11 protein-coding genes are annotated in these 14,605 nt (G+C 69.0%); 6 read left to right on the top strand and 5 right to left on the bottom strand.

What is annotated here, in order from left to right:
- Positions 1-28: 28 nt before the first annotated feature.
- The 3 genes from I6N91_RS09090 to I6N91_RS09080 all read left to right on the top strand — a co-directional run bounded on the left by I6N91_RS09090 (position 29) and on the right by I6N91_RS09080 (position 3,493).
- Complete coding sequence (locus I6N91_RS09090) at positions 29-250, top strand: SCO4848 family membrane protein (protein ID WP_120166842.1); 222 nt, start codon at positions 29-31, stop codon at positions 248-250.
- A gap of 118 nt (positions 251-368) precedes the next feature.
- Complete coding sequence (gene nhaA, locus I6N91_RS09085) at positions 369-1,721, top strand: Na+/H+ antiporter NhaA (RefSeq protein ID WP_198812263.1); 1,353 nt, start codon at positions 369-371, stop codon at positions 1,719-1,721.
- Positions 1,722-1,750: 29 nt separating this feature from the next.
- Positions 1,751-3,493, top strand: coding sequence for a PAS domain-containing sensor histidine kinase (locus I6N91_RS09080; RefSeq protein WP_198812262.1), 1,743 nt, complete (start codon positions 1,751-1,753; stop codon positions 3,491-3,493).
- A gap of 30 nt (positions 3,494-3,523) precedes the next feature.
- Here the strand turns inward: I6N91_RS09080 and sufU are convergent, their stop codons facing one another.
- The 3 genes from sufU to I6N91_RS09065 all read right to left on the bottom strand — a co-directional run bounded on the left by sufU (position 3,524) and on the right by I6N91_RS09065 (position 6,152).
- Positions 3,524-3,976 carry a Fe-S cluster assembly sulfur transfer protein SufU gene (gene sufU, locus I6N91_RS09075; RefSeq protein WP_133403191.1) on the bottom strand — a complete coding sequence of 151 codons (453 nt, stop codon included), beginning with the start codon at positions 3,974-3,976 and terminating at the stop codon, positions 3,524-3,526.
- Position 3,977: 1 nt separating this feature from the next.
- A complete protein-coding gene (locus I6N91_RS09070; RefSeq protein WP_198812261.1) occupies positions 3,978-5,294 on the bottom strand; it encodes a SufS family cysteine desulfurase in 1,317 nt (438 codons plus the stop codon).
- A gap of 108 nt (positions 5,295-5,402) precedes the next feature.
- The gene (locus I6N91_RS09065; RefSeq protein WP_198812260.1) at positions 5,403-6,152 is read right to left on the bottom strand and encodes a hypothetical protein; all 750 of its coding nucleotides are present in this window, start codon (positions 6,150-6,152) and stop codon (positions 5,403-5,405) included.
- Between the two features lie 288 nt (positions 6,153-6,440).
- On the opposite strand from I6N91_RS09065, the gene I6N91_RS09060 reads away from it, so the two are divergent.
- The gene (locus I6N91_RS09060) at positions 6,441-7,739 is read left to right on the top strand and encodes a hypothetical protein (RefSeq protein ID WP_198812259.1); all 1,299 of its coding nucleotides are present in this window, start codon (positions 6,441-6,443) and stop codon (positions 7,737-7,739) included.
- Here the strand turns inward: I6N91_RS09060 and I6N91_RS09055 are convergent.
- Both I6N91_RS09055 and I6N91_RS09050 read right to left on the bottom strand, forming a co-directional pair.
- Positions 7,736-9,202: a hypothetical protein gene (locus tag I6N91_RS09055; protein WP_198812258.1), complete on the bottom strand. Its 1,467-nt coding sequence runs from the start codon at positions 9,200-9,202 to the stop codon at positions 7,736-7,738. The genes I6N91_RS09060 and I6N91_RS09055 overlap by 4 nt on opposite strands.
- Before the next feature lie 39 nt (positions 9,203-9,241).
- Positions 9,242-10,198 carry a glycosyltransferase gene (locus tag I6N91_RS09050; protein WP_233091671.1) on the bottom strand — a complete coding sequence of 319 codons (957 nt, stop codon included), beginning with the start codon at positions 10,196-10,198 and terminating at the stop codon, positions 9,242-9,244.
- 217 nt (positions 10,199-10,415) lie between these two features.
- Between I6N91_RS09050 and I6N91_RS09045 the strand changes: the two genes are divergently transcribed.
- Positions 10,416-11,744, top strand: a complete 1,329-nt coding sequence (locus I6N91_RS09045) for an O-antigen ligase (protein ID WP_198812257.1) — start codon at positions 10,416-10,418, stop codon at positions 11,742-11,744.
- A gap of 192 nt (positions 11,745-11,936) precedes the next feature.
- On the top strand, positions 11,937-14,605 hold a 2,669-nt coding region (locus tag I6N91_RS17360), incomplete at its 3' end, for a PKD domain-containing protein (protein WP_307843299.1).

Raw genomic sequence — 14,605 nt, 5'->3', positions numbered from 1 at the left:
CCGCGCCCCCACCCCGAAAGACTTCCCCGTGTCCCTGCCTGCACCACTTGCCCTCGTCCTGATCCTCGCTGGGGTCTGGACCCTCATCGTCTGGCCGCCGTTCCTGCGCCGCATCCTCAAGGATCCGCGCGCCCGGGACGAGAAGGGAGCGCCGACGCGCTTCCTGACGGTTCACTTCATGCTCATTTCGACCTCGATGATCCTCGGCCTGGCCACCGCGATCATCGGGGTCCGGGCGCTGGCCGGCTAGGCCCGCCGGTGCCGTCGCGCCGGCCCGGTCCGGGCCGGCCTCCCCCTTCCAGCCTTCGACGGCCGTAAGGACAGCGAAGAACCGCATCCCGGCAGCGTCAACGCCAGAGGAGCAGCACATGAGCAACGAACACAGCGGAAGCACTGCGGCGAACCGCGTCCTGCAGCGCTCAAGCTATCCCGAGTGGCTGCGCATTCACGAGATCCTCCGCAAGGAGACGGTCGGCGGGATCATCCTGCTCGTCGTCACCGTCGCCGCCCTCATCTGGGCGAACTCCCCCTTCGCCGGAAGTTACTTCGCGCTGCGCGACTTCGAGTTCGGCTACGAGCCGTGGCACCTGAAGCTGACCGTCGGTGAGTGGGCGGCCGACGGGCTCCTCGCCATCTTCTTCTTCCTCACCGGCCTCGAGCTGAAACGGGAGTTCGTCGCCGGCGACCTGCGCCGGCCCAGCAGGGCCATCGTCCCGGTAGCCGCCGCAGCCGGCGGCGTCATCGTCCCGGCGCTGATCTACACGGCGGTCAATCTCTCCTCGCCCGAGACGCTGCGGGGCTGGGCCATCCCGACGGCGACGGACATCGCCTTCGCCCTTGCCGTGCTCGCGGTGATCAGTTCCCACCTGCCCGGCGCCCTGCGGATCTTCCTGCTCACCCTCGCCGTGGTGGACGACCTCATCGCGATCGCCATCATCGCGTTCTTCTACTCAACCGACGTGCACGTCGAGTACCTGCTGTGGATGCTGCTGCCGCTCGGCCTCTTCGGCTTCCTGGCCCAGCGCAACCCCAAATTCTTCGGCCGCCGCCTCCCGGCGGCCTGGCTGATCCTGCTGCCCCTCGGCATCGCCGCCTGGGCCCTGATGCACGCCTCCGGCGTCCATGCCACGGTGGCCGGCGTCCTGCTGGGCTTCCTGGTGCCGGTACTGCGCCGGAAGGACGGCACCGTGCAGCCGCCCCGGCCGGGGAAGCCGGGACTGGCCGAAATCTTCGAACACCGGTTCCGGCCGCTGTCCACCGGCGTGGCGATCCCCCTGTTCGCCTTCTTCTCGGCAGGTGTCGCGGTGGGCGGGGTCGAGGGATTCGTCTCGGCGCTGGGCGACCCGGTGACCCTCGGCATCCTCGCGGCCCTGGTGCTCGGAAAGCCCGCGGGGATCCTGCTCACCACCTGGGCCGTCACGAAAACCACGAAGGCGAGCCTCGATCCCGGCCTCAGCTGGTGGGACGTCCTGGGCGTCGGGATCCTCGCCGGAGTGGGCTTCACCGTCTCCCTGCTGGTCAACGACCTCAGCTTCGACGCCGGCAGCCCGTCGAATGACCATGCCAAGGTGGCGATCCTCTCGGCATCGCTCACCTCGGCGCTGCTCGCCACTGTGGTGCTGCGGCTGCGCAATCGACGCTACCGGGCCATCGAGGAAGAGGAAAAGCTCGACCGGGATCGGGACGGAATCCCCGACGTGTTTGAGGACCGGGACCGGTAACGTCGGTGGAGAGACCTATGGGGGCAGGCATGGCAACGGACACAACTGCGGAAACGGCGGGGACGACGGCGGGCGCGGCAGGCACGCGCACGGCAGGCGGAGCGGCGGGCGGAGCGGCGGGCACCGGGCCGCGCGGACCCGAGGTCCCGCTGCTGCGCCGCGGCGACCGGCGGCGGAAGGTCGTGCTCAGCCAGGGCGCCCTGTCGATCGTCGTCGTGCTTGTCGTCGCGGTCCTGTGGCTGCTCGACCCGAATTCCCTCTTCGCCGACCCTCTCTTCCCGGCCGGTATCCTCCTCGAGGCGGGCCTGCTCCTGCTCTGCTTCGTTGTCCCGTGGCAGCGCCTGCCCGCCTCGGCGGCGCTCGCGGTTCCGCTGCTGGATTTCGCCGCACTGGGGCTGCTGCGCGCCGGCGCCGGAGACTACCTCTCCGGGGTGGGGGTGCTCGCAGCCTTCCCGGCCGCCTGGATCGCCGCCTCCCGCATCCCGACGGCCGCGGCCGCGGCCCTGACCGCCGGCGGATCCCTGTGCATCGTCTGGGGGCCCCTGCTATTTGGCGAGGGCAGACCGGGTCCGGCCGAGTTCCTCGGGCCGTTCCTGCTGCCGGTGGTGCTAACGGGACTCGCGGCGTTCATTTCGATCCTCACCACTGAGCGCCGTGCCCAGCAGGAGGCCGTCGGCCGGTCCCAGGCCGCGCTGCGCAGAGCGGCGGCAGAGGGGGTCGAACGCGAACGGCTCCTGGCCACGATCCTCGACACCGTCGGGGTCGGCCTGGTGGTGGTGGACCGGGACGGGCACGACGTGCTGATGAACGCCCGCCAGCGGATCTCACACGGGCTGGCCGCCCCGCCCGGCAATGACGACCCCAACGAAGGGCAGCTGCTGATCTTCGGCCCCGACCGGGAAACCCCGATCCCGGCCGAGGAGCGCCCGGTGCGGCGTGCGGTGCAGGGCGAGAGCTTCGACGATGTCCAGATCTGGCTGGGCAGCGGCCGCGCGCAGCAGGCGGTCTCGGTGTCGGCGCGCGCCATGACCGACGACGACGGCGCGTTCGCCGGAACGGTCGTGTCCTTCACTGACATCACCTCGCTGCTGAGGGCGCTGCACGCCAAGGATGACTTCCTCTCGAACGTCTCCCATGAATTCCGCACGCCGCTGACCTCGGTCCTGGGATTCCTCGACCTGATCCTTGACCGCAGGGATTCCCTCGAGCCCGACGTGGTGCGCTACCTCTCGGTGGCGCGGCGGAATGCGCTGCAGCTTGAGGCCCTGGTGGATGACCTCCTCGCCATCAACGCGGGCACCTTCCGGGTGAGACCGGTGCCGTGCGATGTCGGCGAGCTGATCGGTGCGTGCATCGCCTCGGCGCAGCCGGCGGCCGACGCCGCGGGGGTCCGGCTGATCAACACCGCCCCTGCCGCCCTGCCCGCCGTTGCGGACCCCGTCCGCCTGGGCCAGGCACTCGACAACCTTGTGTCGAACGCTGTGAAGTACAACCGCCGGGGCGGCACCATCACCGTGGGCGCCGAACTCACCGATGGGCTGCTCCGGCTCGGGGTCGAGGACACCGGCATCGGCATCGAGGCCGAAGAGCTCAGCCGGGTGTTCGATCGGTTCTTCCGCTCCCCTGCCGTGCGCGTCTCGACCGTGCAGGGCGTGGGCCTCGGCCTGCTGATCACCAAGAGCATCGTCACCGAACACGGCGGCACGATCAGCGCGGTCAGCGAGCCCGGCCAGGGCAGCACCTTCACGATAGCCCTGCCGCAGCCCCACTGAGCGGCGGGCCCGGGCCCGCGCGTCGGGCTGCTAGCTGTTGGCCGCCAGGAGCGATTCCTCGAGGGCGACCCAGGCGAGCATCGCGCACTTCACCCGGGCCGGATAGCGGGAGACGCCCGAGAAGGCCGCGGCATCGCCGAGTACCTCCTCGTCGGCCGGGATCGTTCCGCGCGAGCGCATCACCTCGCGGAAGGCATCGATGAGCCGGACCGCCTCATCCCGCTCGAGTCCCTCCATCAGGTCGGTGAGCACCGATGCGGAGGCCATGGAAATGGCGCAGCCGGCCCCGTCCCAGCTGAGGGACGCCACCGTGCCGCCGTCGACGACGGTGCGCAGGGTGATCTCGTCCCCGCACACGGGGTTGAGCTGGTGCGACTCCCCGACCGACCCCGGGCCGGTCTTCTCGAGCAGCCCCGAACCGTGACGCTCGCGGGCGTGGTCGAGGATGATCTGCTGGTAAAGCTGTTCGAGGTTCGTTGCCATGTCAGCGCGCTCCAAAGAAGGGACGGACGCCGGCGACGGCCTCCAGGAAGAAGTCGACCTCGTCCGTGGTGTTGTAAAGGTAGGTGCTGGCGCGGGTGGTGGCCGTCAGCCCCAGGCGCCGGTGCAGGGGCTGCGCGCAGTGGTGGCCCACGCGGACGGCGATGCCCTGCTCGTCAAGGAACTGTCCGACGTCGTGGGCGTGGACGCCGGCGACGTCGAACGCGGCCAGGCCGATCCGCGGCAGGCCGGCCCGCGGTCCGAGGACGCGGATTCCCTCGATGGCCGTCAGTCCCTCCACCAGGCGCGCCCCGAGCTCGCCTTCCCACGCCTCAATGCGGTGCATGCCGGTCTCGGAGAGGTAGTTCGCCGCGGCGCCGAGGGCGATGGCCTGCGAGATGCGCTGGGTTCCGGCCTCGAAGCGGTTCGGGGCCGGGAGGTATTCCGCCCGCTCCATCGTCACGGTGGTGATCATCGAGCCGCCGGTGAGGAAGGGCGGCATCGCGTTGAGCAGCTCGGAGCGGCCATACAGGGCTCCAATGCCGGTGGGGCCGAGCATCTTGTGCCCGGAGAGCACCAGGAAGTCCACGTCGAGTGCCTTCACGTCGACGGGAAGGTGGGGTACCGACTGGCACGCGTCGAGCAGCGTCAGCGCACCGACCTCTTTTGCCAGCCGGACGAGCTCCGCCACGGGGTTGATGGTACCGAGCACATTCGAGGCGTGGGTGAAGGCAAGGATCTTCGTCGCCGGCGTGATCACACCGGTTGCGCCCTCAAGCCGGAGGGCGCCCTCGTCGTCCACGGGGAGGAACCGGAGTTCGGCGCCGGTGCGGGCCGCCAGTTCCTGCCAGGGGATGAGGTTGGCGTGGTGTTCCATCTCGGTGACGACGATGGTGTCGCCCGGTCCCACGCGGAAGCGTTCGGCCTGCGCTCCCCCGCGGCCCGCGGCGGCGTTGGACATGGCGTAGGCGACGAGGTTGATCGCCTCGGTGGCATTCGACGTCCAGACCAGTTCGTCCGGGCGCGCGTTGATGAAACCGGCGACGGCGGCGCGTGCCGCCTCGTAGGCGTCGGTCGCCTCGACGGCGAGGGTATGCGCCCCGCGGTGCACCGCAGCGTTGCGCTGTTCGTAGAACTCCTGTTCCGCCTCAAGGACGGAGACGGGGTTCTGGGAGGTCGCCCCCGAGTCGAGGTAGACAAGGGGCCGGCCGTTGACCTCGGTGCCGAGGATCGGGAAGTCATTGCGGATGCGCAGCACTTCGGCGTTGGCGAGCGGCGCCTCGGCGGGCAGCAGGGTGACGGGCGGGGAAACCACGGCCAAAGCGGAAGCTCCTTAGGAACGGCAGGCGCCGGCCCGGCATGGGCCAGTTAGATCACACGGATCTAACCTAATTCTCGCACGGTGCAACGGCCCGCGCTGCCCAGTGCCTTACAGCCACCCATCGTCCCCGGCGGGGTTCGCCGGCCGGGTGAAGATGTGGACCGCCCAGATCATCATCAGCGTCATCGCGCCCAGCTCCCCTGCGATCTCCAGCTGGTTCATTGCGCTCAGCGCCAGGCTGGGCAGGAGGTCGCCCAGAATGAAGTGAAGCATGTCCATCCCGACGGCGAAGAGGGCGAGGAGGACGGCCAGGCCAATAAAGACGTAGGAGTCCCGGCGGGGCCGTCCGCGGCTGATCAGGTGGGCGATGAGCAGCGGGGCACCCAGCGCCGCGGCCACTCCAGCCCACACGAGGAGCTCTCCGAGGTCCTGCGAGCGCAGCCCGAACAGCGCCGGAAGCTCGAGCCGGGTGTCGATGGCGCGGCCCACCTCCTCGTGGATGCGGAAGAAGTCGTCGGCGCTCATGGCAAGCAGCACCAGGGCCCACGCCCCGTACACGGCCGCGTCCCGGAACCGTTCCGCCTTACGCGCCGGCGCCGCGGCGATCCACAGCAGCAGGACGGAGGCGACGAGGAGCTGGAGATCACCGAAAAGCTCAGCCAGGGTCCGGTCCTTGTTGCCGTCGAAGAGCTCAAGGTGGAGGAACCCGAAGGCACCGCCGGCATCGACATAGTTGCGGAGGACGCTCGCCGCGACCAGCAGCAGGTCCGCTGCGAGGACGGTGCTGCCGACGACCAGGGCGATGGGAGTCAGGTGAGGGACCGTGCGCCCTCGCGTCGGGCGTAGTCGTGAGAGCATGCACTTTCCCTTCCCCAGGCAAAGGGTTCCCGGCGGCCGGGAATCGGACTCCATTATGTAGTTGCCTTCCAGGCCTTTGTCCACAGCTTGAGCCCACCGATTTGTCCGGTGCCCGGCCGGGGTACGGCAGCCGGGCGGAGGTGCGCGCCGTTCACGGGACTCTCGGGCGCAGTGAAGCTCCCGCATCTTTTCCGCGGATGTCCCCGCTCGGCTTTAACTTCCGGCACAATGGCACTACCGGAGCACCGGCTGCCGGCATCGACAGGAAAGCCAACGCGGAGGGGACTTATGGGGAAGGGCGCCAGCGGCCGCATCATCACCGGGCGGGGGGACTCCCCGCTCGATTCCCTTGTGGAGCAGCTGTGGCGGGAGCCCGTGGCCACCGGATCCGTCCGGATTGTCCTTGATCCTGAACCAGACACCGACTGGGAGGACGCCGAGGACTACTGGGTGGTCCCCTCCGCCGCACGGCCTACGATCCTGATCCCCCGCGGACACCCCGCAGTTACCGCCGCGGCGCTCCTTTCCTACCGTGGCCTGCGGCCCGTGCGCGTACGGGCGGCCCGCACCCTCCTGGGCGTGCCGTCCCGGTTCGGGCTGCCGCCCGCACCGCACCGGCTCGTCGTCCAGCGGCGCACCGGCGCCGCCAGCGGGGCCTTCCCGCTCCCCCTCGAAGAACTTCAGGCGTGCCTGAACCGGGAGCACCTGTATGCCGCCATCGGCATCCGGCTCGGCGACAACCGCAAGCCGACGCTCCAGCTCTTCTCACCGGCAGGGGTGCCCGCGGGGTACGCCAAACTGGCCTGGGACGATGCGAGCCAGGAAGCGATTTCCACCGAGGCCGCCGCCCTTGCCGAGGTCGGCGGCGGTACAGGCCCAACGCGTGCTCCGCGCCTGCTCGGAACCGGCAGCTGGCAGGGACGTCCCTACCTCATCACCGAGCCCCTCCCCGGCAAGGTACGGGGCGTCCGGGGCCGCATTCCGATGCCGACCCCGCAGGAGATGTTTGCTCTCTGCCCGGTTGAACGCGTCGATTCCCTTTCCTCGACCCTCCAGTTCACGGCCCTCACCAAGCGCCTGGAGGTGCTCGGCGCCACGGGTGACGGGGAGGTCGCCCGCGCCGCGGGCACGCTGGCCTCCCTGCTGTCCGAGCGGAACGCGCGCGTGCCCGTCACGGCACGCTGGCACGGCGACCTGGTGCCGTGGAATACGGCCCGGGAGCCGGACGGCCAGCTCTGGTGCTGGGACTGGGAGTCCTCCGATGCCGACGCCGCGGCGGGGCTCGACGCGCTTCACTGGACGATCAGCGTACGCAGGGAGTCCGCGGGAATCCCTGCGGCCGACAGCCTTGACGCGGCCCTGGCCGAAGCCGCGCCCTTCCTGCGGGCGGCAGGTGCGCCGCCGTCGAGCTGGGCCGACATCGCCGCTGTCTACGCCCTCGTTGTGGCCGAAAGGGCCTGGGCCCTCGCACTCCGCAACGGCGGCTGGTCCGCTTCCCGGACCAGCCGCAGCCAGACTCTCGACCTGCTGGCCAAGGCGGCGGGACTGCTGTCCGGACCTGGGGCCCCGCCGCCGCCGCGGAGCTAGGAGGCCACAGGCTCCGGTGCGCGGCGCCGGACCTTCTGCTCGGCGCTGCGCGGCTTGCGCGGCATCCTCCGCCCTCCCCGCACGAGCAGCGTCCCGAGCAGCTCCGCGTGGACTCCGGCGAGTTCCGTCGCAGTCAACTCCACCTCTCCCTTCCGGGTCCGGCCTCCTTCGACCGTCAGCACGGCCGCTCCGGCAAGCCGGGCTGCCGCCATCCTGCTGGCGCTTGGCGCGTTGGCAGGCAGGGCCAGGACCACCACGGGCGATGAGTCCTTCCGGGCGAGGAAACGCCGCCGGACGGCATCGGTCACGTAATCGTCGGCATCGTGGTCGGAGGCCCCGCGCACGGCCTCAACCACCCTCAGTCCGGGGACCGAGTCGGAGACGAGGACCTCGGCGCCCCCCTCCTTCGCGCCGAAACGCAGCTGGAGGGCTTCGGTCATCAACTCCATCTCCTCCGGCGTGGTGCCCATGAGGACAAGCTCGACGTCGAACCCCGCCTGCGCCAGGACCACCGAGAGATTCGGTGCAACCGGGTAGAAGGCGCGGCCGCTCGTCGCGTCGATGACCGCAAGCGCGGTCACCGGGCCCCGTCCGGCGAAAAGCCGCTCGCGAACCGCCCGGTAGGCATCGAGCTCCGCCCCCCTCGCAGGAAGGGTCGGTTCTGGTGACACCAGCTCCGCGAGCACGGGCCCGCTTCCCGCCTGCTCGACGTCGTATCCGTCGTTGATCCTGCGCCTGAGTGCGTGGGAAAGGAACGCCAGCAGGACGCCCGCCACCAGTCCGCCGGCGAGCCCCGACCCGAGCACGCGGGCGTAGTTGGTTGACACGGGGCTTTCGGCGGCGGGGGTGATCACGGTGCCGCCCGTCGTGTCGATGGCGTTGAGCTCGTTGATCTCGAACTCGATGTTCGAAATCCGGTTGGTGAGGGTGACCCGGTCCGCACCCGGGGCGGCCAGGGAGGTGTTCAGCGCCGCCAGCTGTTCCTCGAGCTGATTGCGCATCGTGGTCCGTCGGGTATCGGCCTGGTCCTGCCGGTACGCGAGGTAGGAGGTGGCCATCGCATCGGCACCGTCGATGGCACGGGCCTCCGTGCGCGAGGAATAGGAAATCAGGGCCGTGGTCCCGTCGGTTCCGGTCTTGACATCGACGTTGTTCCGAAGGTCCGCCGTGCTGTCTCCGCCGGGGACCTCCTTGGAGGCCTCGCTTGCCACGACGTAGGAGCTGGCAATCTCCCCCTCGGTCGCAGCGTCAAGCAGACCCGAAGCGGGCCGAGACGGATTGAATGGATCCGAGACGATGACATTGACGTTCACCAATGCGCTGGCGGTCACGCGTGCGCCCCCGGTCAGCAGGTAGGCGAGGGCCAGCAGAAGCCCAATGAGCATGGCCGCTACGACGGTTTTCCAGTGCCTCCTGAGAACGGCGAGGTAATGTCCCATTCCCAGCGATGATTTCTCGTCCATTTTCGTCTCATTCTGTTGCTGTATCGGCCGGTTTACGTCCTAGATTCCATGTCCATGTCGTTGCAGGCGGTCGACAATCCGCCGGTCGGAGACGGCCCCCGCGGCCACCCCCAGCGCCAGGACCGCCCGGGGTTCCCGCCAGTTGGCCCGCAGGGACCGTCCGGCCCACCGGAAGGCTTCCCTGCGGTTCCGGAGGGCCGCATGCCCGAAGGCAAGCTGCCCGAAGACGCGGCTCTTCCCCACGGAGCTGCGAAGGATGTCAGGGTGGTGCTCAAGCATCCACAGGTGGGCGCGGTTCTTGACCTCCCACTGCTCGTAGAAGTACGACGATCCACCCCAGAACACCCGCACCAGCGGTGAATCGACGTGGAGGATCGGTTGACGCCGGGCGGCCCGCAGCAGCAGGTCCCAGTCCTCGCACATGCTGTTCGGAATCTCCTCATCGACGAGTCCGATGGTGGAGAGAAGCGCGTCGCGGCGGATGACGAAGGAGGAGGAGTGGACCATGGCCATCCGAGACCGCAGCAGATCCTCGTAGGTCACCTCCGCTTTGCCTGCGAGGCGGACCGACGCCGTGCCGGAGTAGTCGACACTCATCGCCGTCGAACAGAATTCGGCCTCCGGGTTGGCCTGGAGGGCGGCGATCTGGCGGGTCAGCTTTTCGGGGAACCAGGTGTCATCGTCGTCGCAGAAGGCGACGAAGTCCGTCGTCAGGCTCAGGATTCCCGTGTTCCGGGCTCCCGCCAGGCCCGGCGTCCTTGAGTTCGCCACGGGCAGGACCTGCCGGCGGTCCCCCTCCAGCGCAAGCGCTTCGTCGGGGTCGCACTTGTCGTGGACCACCAGGACGGTGATGGCGCCCGGATAGTCCTGTTCGAGGATTGAGGCAAGGGCCCGGCGCATGAGCTGCGGCCGGCGGTGGGTGGCGAGCACGACGCCCACGTGCGGGGCGGGCAGCACCAGGGGCGGGGCATCGAGAAACTGAGGTTCCCGCCCCAACGGTCTCCTCGTGGCTCTATCTGTCACGTTCCGCCGTCCCTCTGCAGTGCGTTTGATGGGTCACTGTACCAGCGAAGGCGCCACCCGCAAGAGGTTCTTTTAATCGGGAAAGCGGCGGTGCGATTCCGCCTCCCCAAATAGTTTCCGGCTCCCCCTACCAAAAAGAGCGAGGTCCTTTACCATCGAGGGAACGCCCACGATGGGAGGCACGGCGCTGATGAGCAACAGTGTGGAAGGCCGGAAGGCACAGCCGGGCTCTGCCCCCGGCACCGCGGCGGCCTCCCGTCCCGGGGCCGATGTCGGCCGGCTGCCCGCCTGGCCGATCGTCGCCGCCTTCGCGGGGTTCCCGCTGTGGTGGGCGCTGGGGTTCGGCGACATGGCATGGCCGATCTTCGGCGCGGCGATGGTGCTCCTCCTGGCACGGGCAGGAAAGGTCCGGGCTCCCCGGGGCTTCGGCATCCTGCTGCTCTTCCTGCTCTGGGTGCTGTGTTCGCTGATTCAGATCGACGAACCGCTGCGCATCCTCGGCTTCTTCTACCGGTTCTTCCTCTACGCCGCGGCAACCGTCGTCTTCGTCTACGTCTACAACGCACGGCAGACGCTCACGGACCGCCGCATCTTCGGGGTCCTGACGGTCTTCTGGCTGATCGTCGTCGCCGGCGGGTTCGCCGGTCTCGCGTTTCCCCTCTTCGAGCTCAAGACGCCTTTGGCCTATGTCCTCCCGCAGGCCCTGCTCGACAATTCGTACGTCGACGAGATGACCACCCGGGATCTCACCCAGTACAATCCGGACCCGAACGCCACCGTCATCTCCGCGCCGCGGCCGAGCGCGCCGTTCCTCTACGCCAATGGATGGGGAAACGGCTACTCACTCCTCACCCCCGCGGTGGTTGCCTACCTCACCATGGTGCGCGGCGAGCGGAGGTTCTGGTGGCTTGTGGCGGCGCTTCCCATCTCCTTCATCCCCGCCTTCCTCACCCTGAACCGGGGCATGTTCCTGGGCCTGGGAATCGCACTGCTCTACCTGGGGTTCCGGGCGGCGCTGCTGGGCCGCACCCGGGTCATCGGCACGATCCTCGCACTCGCCGTCGTCGCCGGCGTGGCCGTGGTGCAGCTTCCGGTCATTGAGCGGCTCGAGCAGCGCACCGCCCAAGTCTCAAGCATCCAAGACCGCGGGGAGCTCTACCAGGAGACCTTCCGGCGCACACTCGAATCGCCGGTGTTCGGCTACGGCGCGCCCCGGCCGTCCGAGCGGTCAGGGCAGCCCTCCGCCGGCACGCAGGGGCACGTGTGGCTCGTCCTCTTCTCCCATGGGTTCGTCGGGCTCGGGCTGTTCCTGGCCTGGCTGGTCCATGCCTTCCTCTCGACCCTCCGCCGCACCGACCTCGTCGGCCTGGTCTGCAATACCCTGCTGCTCGTGGGGCTCGTGGAGATCTTCTACTACGGCATCCTCGGTTCGGGACTGGTCATCCTCGTGGTGATCGCAGCCGTCGGAATGCGGGGACGTCCGCAGCTCCCCCTGCGGGAGACTGCGGCAGTCAGGTAGGCGAGGAAAAAGTAGGGTATCGGTCCGGCCTTTACAGGTACCGAAGTCGTCCCCGCTTGGGTTCTGCCCGCGCGCTCCCCACAGCTACTCTTTGTGCACTCTGCGGGATTCCGAAGGAATTGCCGCCCCGGGACACCGGGGAAAACCGTGCTTGCGCAAGTGCTAGGGGCGAACGTGAGAACACACGCGAACGTGGGAACACAGCGGCCATTACTCAAGGTCCTCGGCTCGGCGGTCGCGTCGCTGATGGTGCTGACCGGCCTGGCCGCGCTGTCGGCTCCGGCGTCGGGCGCCGTCGCCCGGACGGGAGCCGACGCGGCGACGGCCGCCGCCTCCTGCTGGGAAATCAAGCAGAACAACGCCGCGGTGCCCTCCGGCACCTACTGGCTGTTGACGCCGAAAATGGCAGCGCCCGCCCAGTTCTACTGCGACATGGTCACCGGCGGCGGCGGCTGGGTCCTCATCGGCAAGGGCAGGGAGAAGTGGATGCCCGGCTACGAGGGCACCGGGAACCCGACCGCCCTCCAGACCGCCGGCGTCAGCCCCATGTCGGGAGCCACCACCCAGTATTCGTCGACAGTGGTCGACGCCCTGCTCAACGGCGGGCGGGTCGACGGGCTCGCCGACGGGATCCGGCTCAAGCGGGCGAAGAACACCACCGGCACGGCCTGGCATGAAACCCGCATCGCCCTCGCCAAACGGGACCGGTGGGTGTGGACCTTCAGCGCCCTGCACCCCATCACGTGGTACTCCTTCGACGGCGTGCGGGCACCCAGCGGAGGAGTCACTGCCAGTTTCGGTGTCGACGACGCGTACCGGAAGGTCAAGTCGGATGCGCGGACCGACTCAGCGCAGAACTACACCATGGGCTTCGCCTACGGCAGCGGGGTCAAGGGGACGACCAGCGCAAACACCTACCTGTGGTCGGCCACCGAGGGGCTGGGCGGAGCCCGGCCCTACACCGAGGTCTTCATCCGGCCGAGGCTCGTCTCGACCACGGGCTTCACCGCGATCCCTGACGCCGGAACCGCAGCGAAAACCAACCTTCCCGTGGCCGAGTCCGTCGCCCTCGACAGCCCCTGGGGCGTCACCGGATTCACCACGCGCCGGCGCGAGGGAGACGTGGAGGTCCAGGCCTTCGCGCAGAGCGGCAACCGGATGTTCGTCGGCGGCAACTTCACCGCCGTCCAGCGCACCTCGACCGGCACCGACAAGGTCGCCCGCAGCTTCCTTGCGGCCTTCGACGTCACAACGGGCGAACTGCTCACCGACTTCGTGCCGAAGCTCAACGCCCCGGTGATGTCCCTTGCCGTGCTCCCCAACGGGAACCTAGTCGCCGGTGGCTACTTCACCACGGCCAATGGAGCCGCCGCGACGTCAATCGTGGCACTGAACCCGACCACCGGTGCGACAGTTCCGGGCTGGACGGTGAAGGTCGAAGACCGGACCACCTCGGGCATCCTGCGCGTCGGCGACCTCGCCGTCAAGGGCAACTGGCTCTACCTCGGCGGAGCCTTCACCCACGTGGCGGGTGGAAGCAATCCCACCACGTTCAAGTACACGCGCAACGCCGCGCGGGTCTCAGTCACCGACGGCACCCCCGCTACGAACTGGAACCCGGATTTCAACGGCACGGTGGTCTCCATCGACCCCAGCGACGACGGATCCCGCCTCTACGCGGCCGGCTACTTCACGGCGAAGGGCTCGACGGCGGCCAGCAAGGCGGCCGCGGTGCAGACGGTCGACGGCGCACCCCTTGCCACCCCGGCCTGGAACCCCACCTGGAGCAGCAACTCGAACTACCAGCAGACGATCGGCCAGGTCGGAAACCGGGTCTGGGTCGGCGGCTCCGAGCACAGCTTCTTCAGCTTCTCGACGAGCACCTTCGCGCGACTTTCGGGGAACATCGGCCAGAAAAACGGCGATTTCCAGGCCATTGCCGAGAGCCCGCGCGGAATTGTCTACGGCGGGTCCCACGGACACCACTTCAACTACTCGAACGCCTTCTTCTGGCCAAGCATGGGCACCGGCTGGACCCAGGCCGACGCCTACGAGTGGACGGGTGCGTGGAACGCGGCAACGGGAGATTACATCCCCAGCTTCACGCCCGCCATGAAGTTCCGCTCGGGATCGGGTATCTGGGCACAGATCGTTGACAGCAATGGAACCCTCTGGGCCGGCGGCGACATGACCACTGCCCGCACCCGCTCCTCCGGCAGCTCCTGGGCCGGCGGGTTCGCCCGGTTCCCGCAGCGGGATGCGGTGGCGCCCACCCGGCCCGGAACACCAACAATCTCCGACAACACGGCATCGACCGTCCGGCTGACCTGGGCCGGGTCCTCCGACGCCGGCAGCCGGGTGACGTATCAGATCCTGCGCGACGACCGCGTTGTGGCCACCACCACCGGAACGACTGCTGTGGTTCCCAAGGACGGCAACAACCGCTTCTTCGTCCGCGCGGCGGATGCGGCGGGAAACCTCTCGGCGAGCACATCGGTGGTGACGGCCTCCGGAGGGCTCACCTCCGCGAACTCCGCCCCGGCTGCGGCCTTCACCTCCAGGACCACAGGGCAGGCCGCCACCTTCGACGGCAGCGGCTCCACCGATTCCGACGGCACCATCGCCTCCTATGCCTGGGACTTCGGCGACGGAAGCACGGGAACCGGAGCCACCGCAACGCGCACCTACGCGGCGGCCGGAACCTACACGGTGAAACTGACGGTCACCGACGACAAGGGAGCCACCGGCGTCAAGTCCGCCCCGGTCACCGTCAGCACGGCCGCTGCGAACTCCGCCCCGGCTGCGGCCTTCACCTCCAGGACCACAGGGCAGGCCGCCACCTTCGACGGCAGCGGCTCCAC

Origin of the sequence: Arthrobacter sp. MSA 4-2 (genome assembly GCF_016405885.1) — a bacterium.
Classification (GTDB): Bacteria; Actinomycetota; Actinomycetes; order Actinomycetales; family Micrococcaceae; genus Arthrobacter_D.
This window is presented reverse-complemented; position numbering and strand designations above follow the sequence as displayed.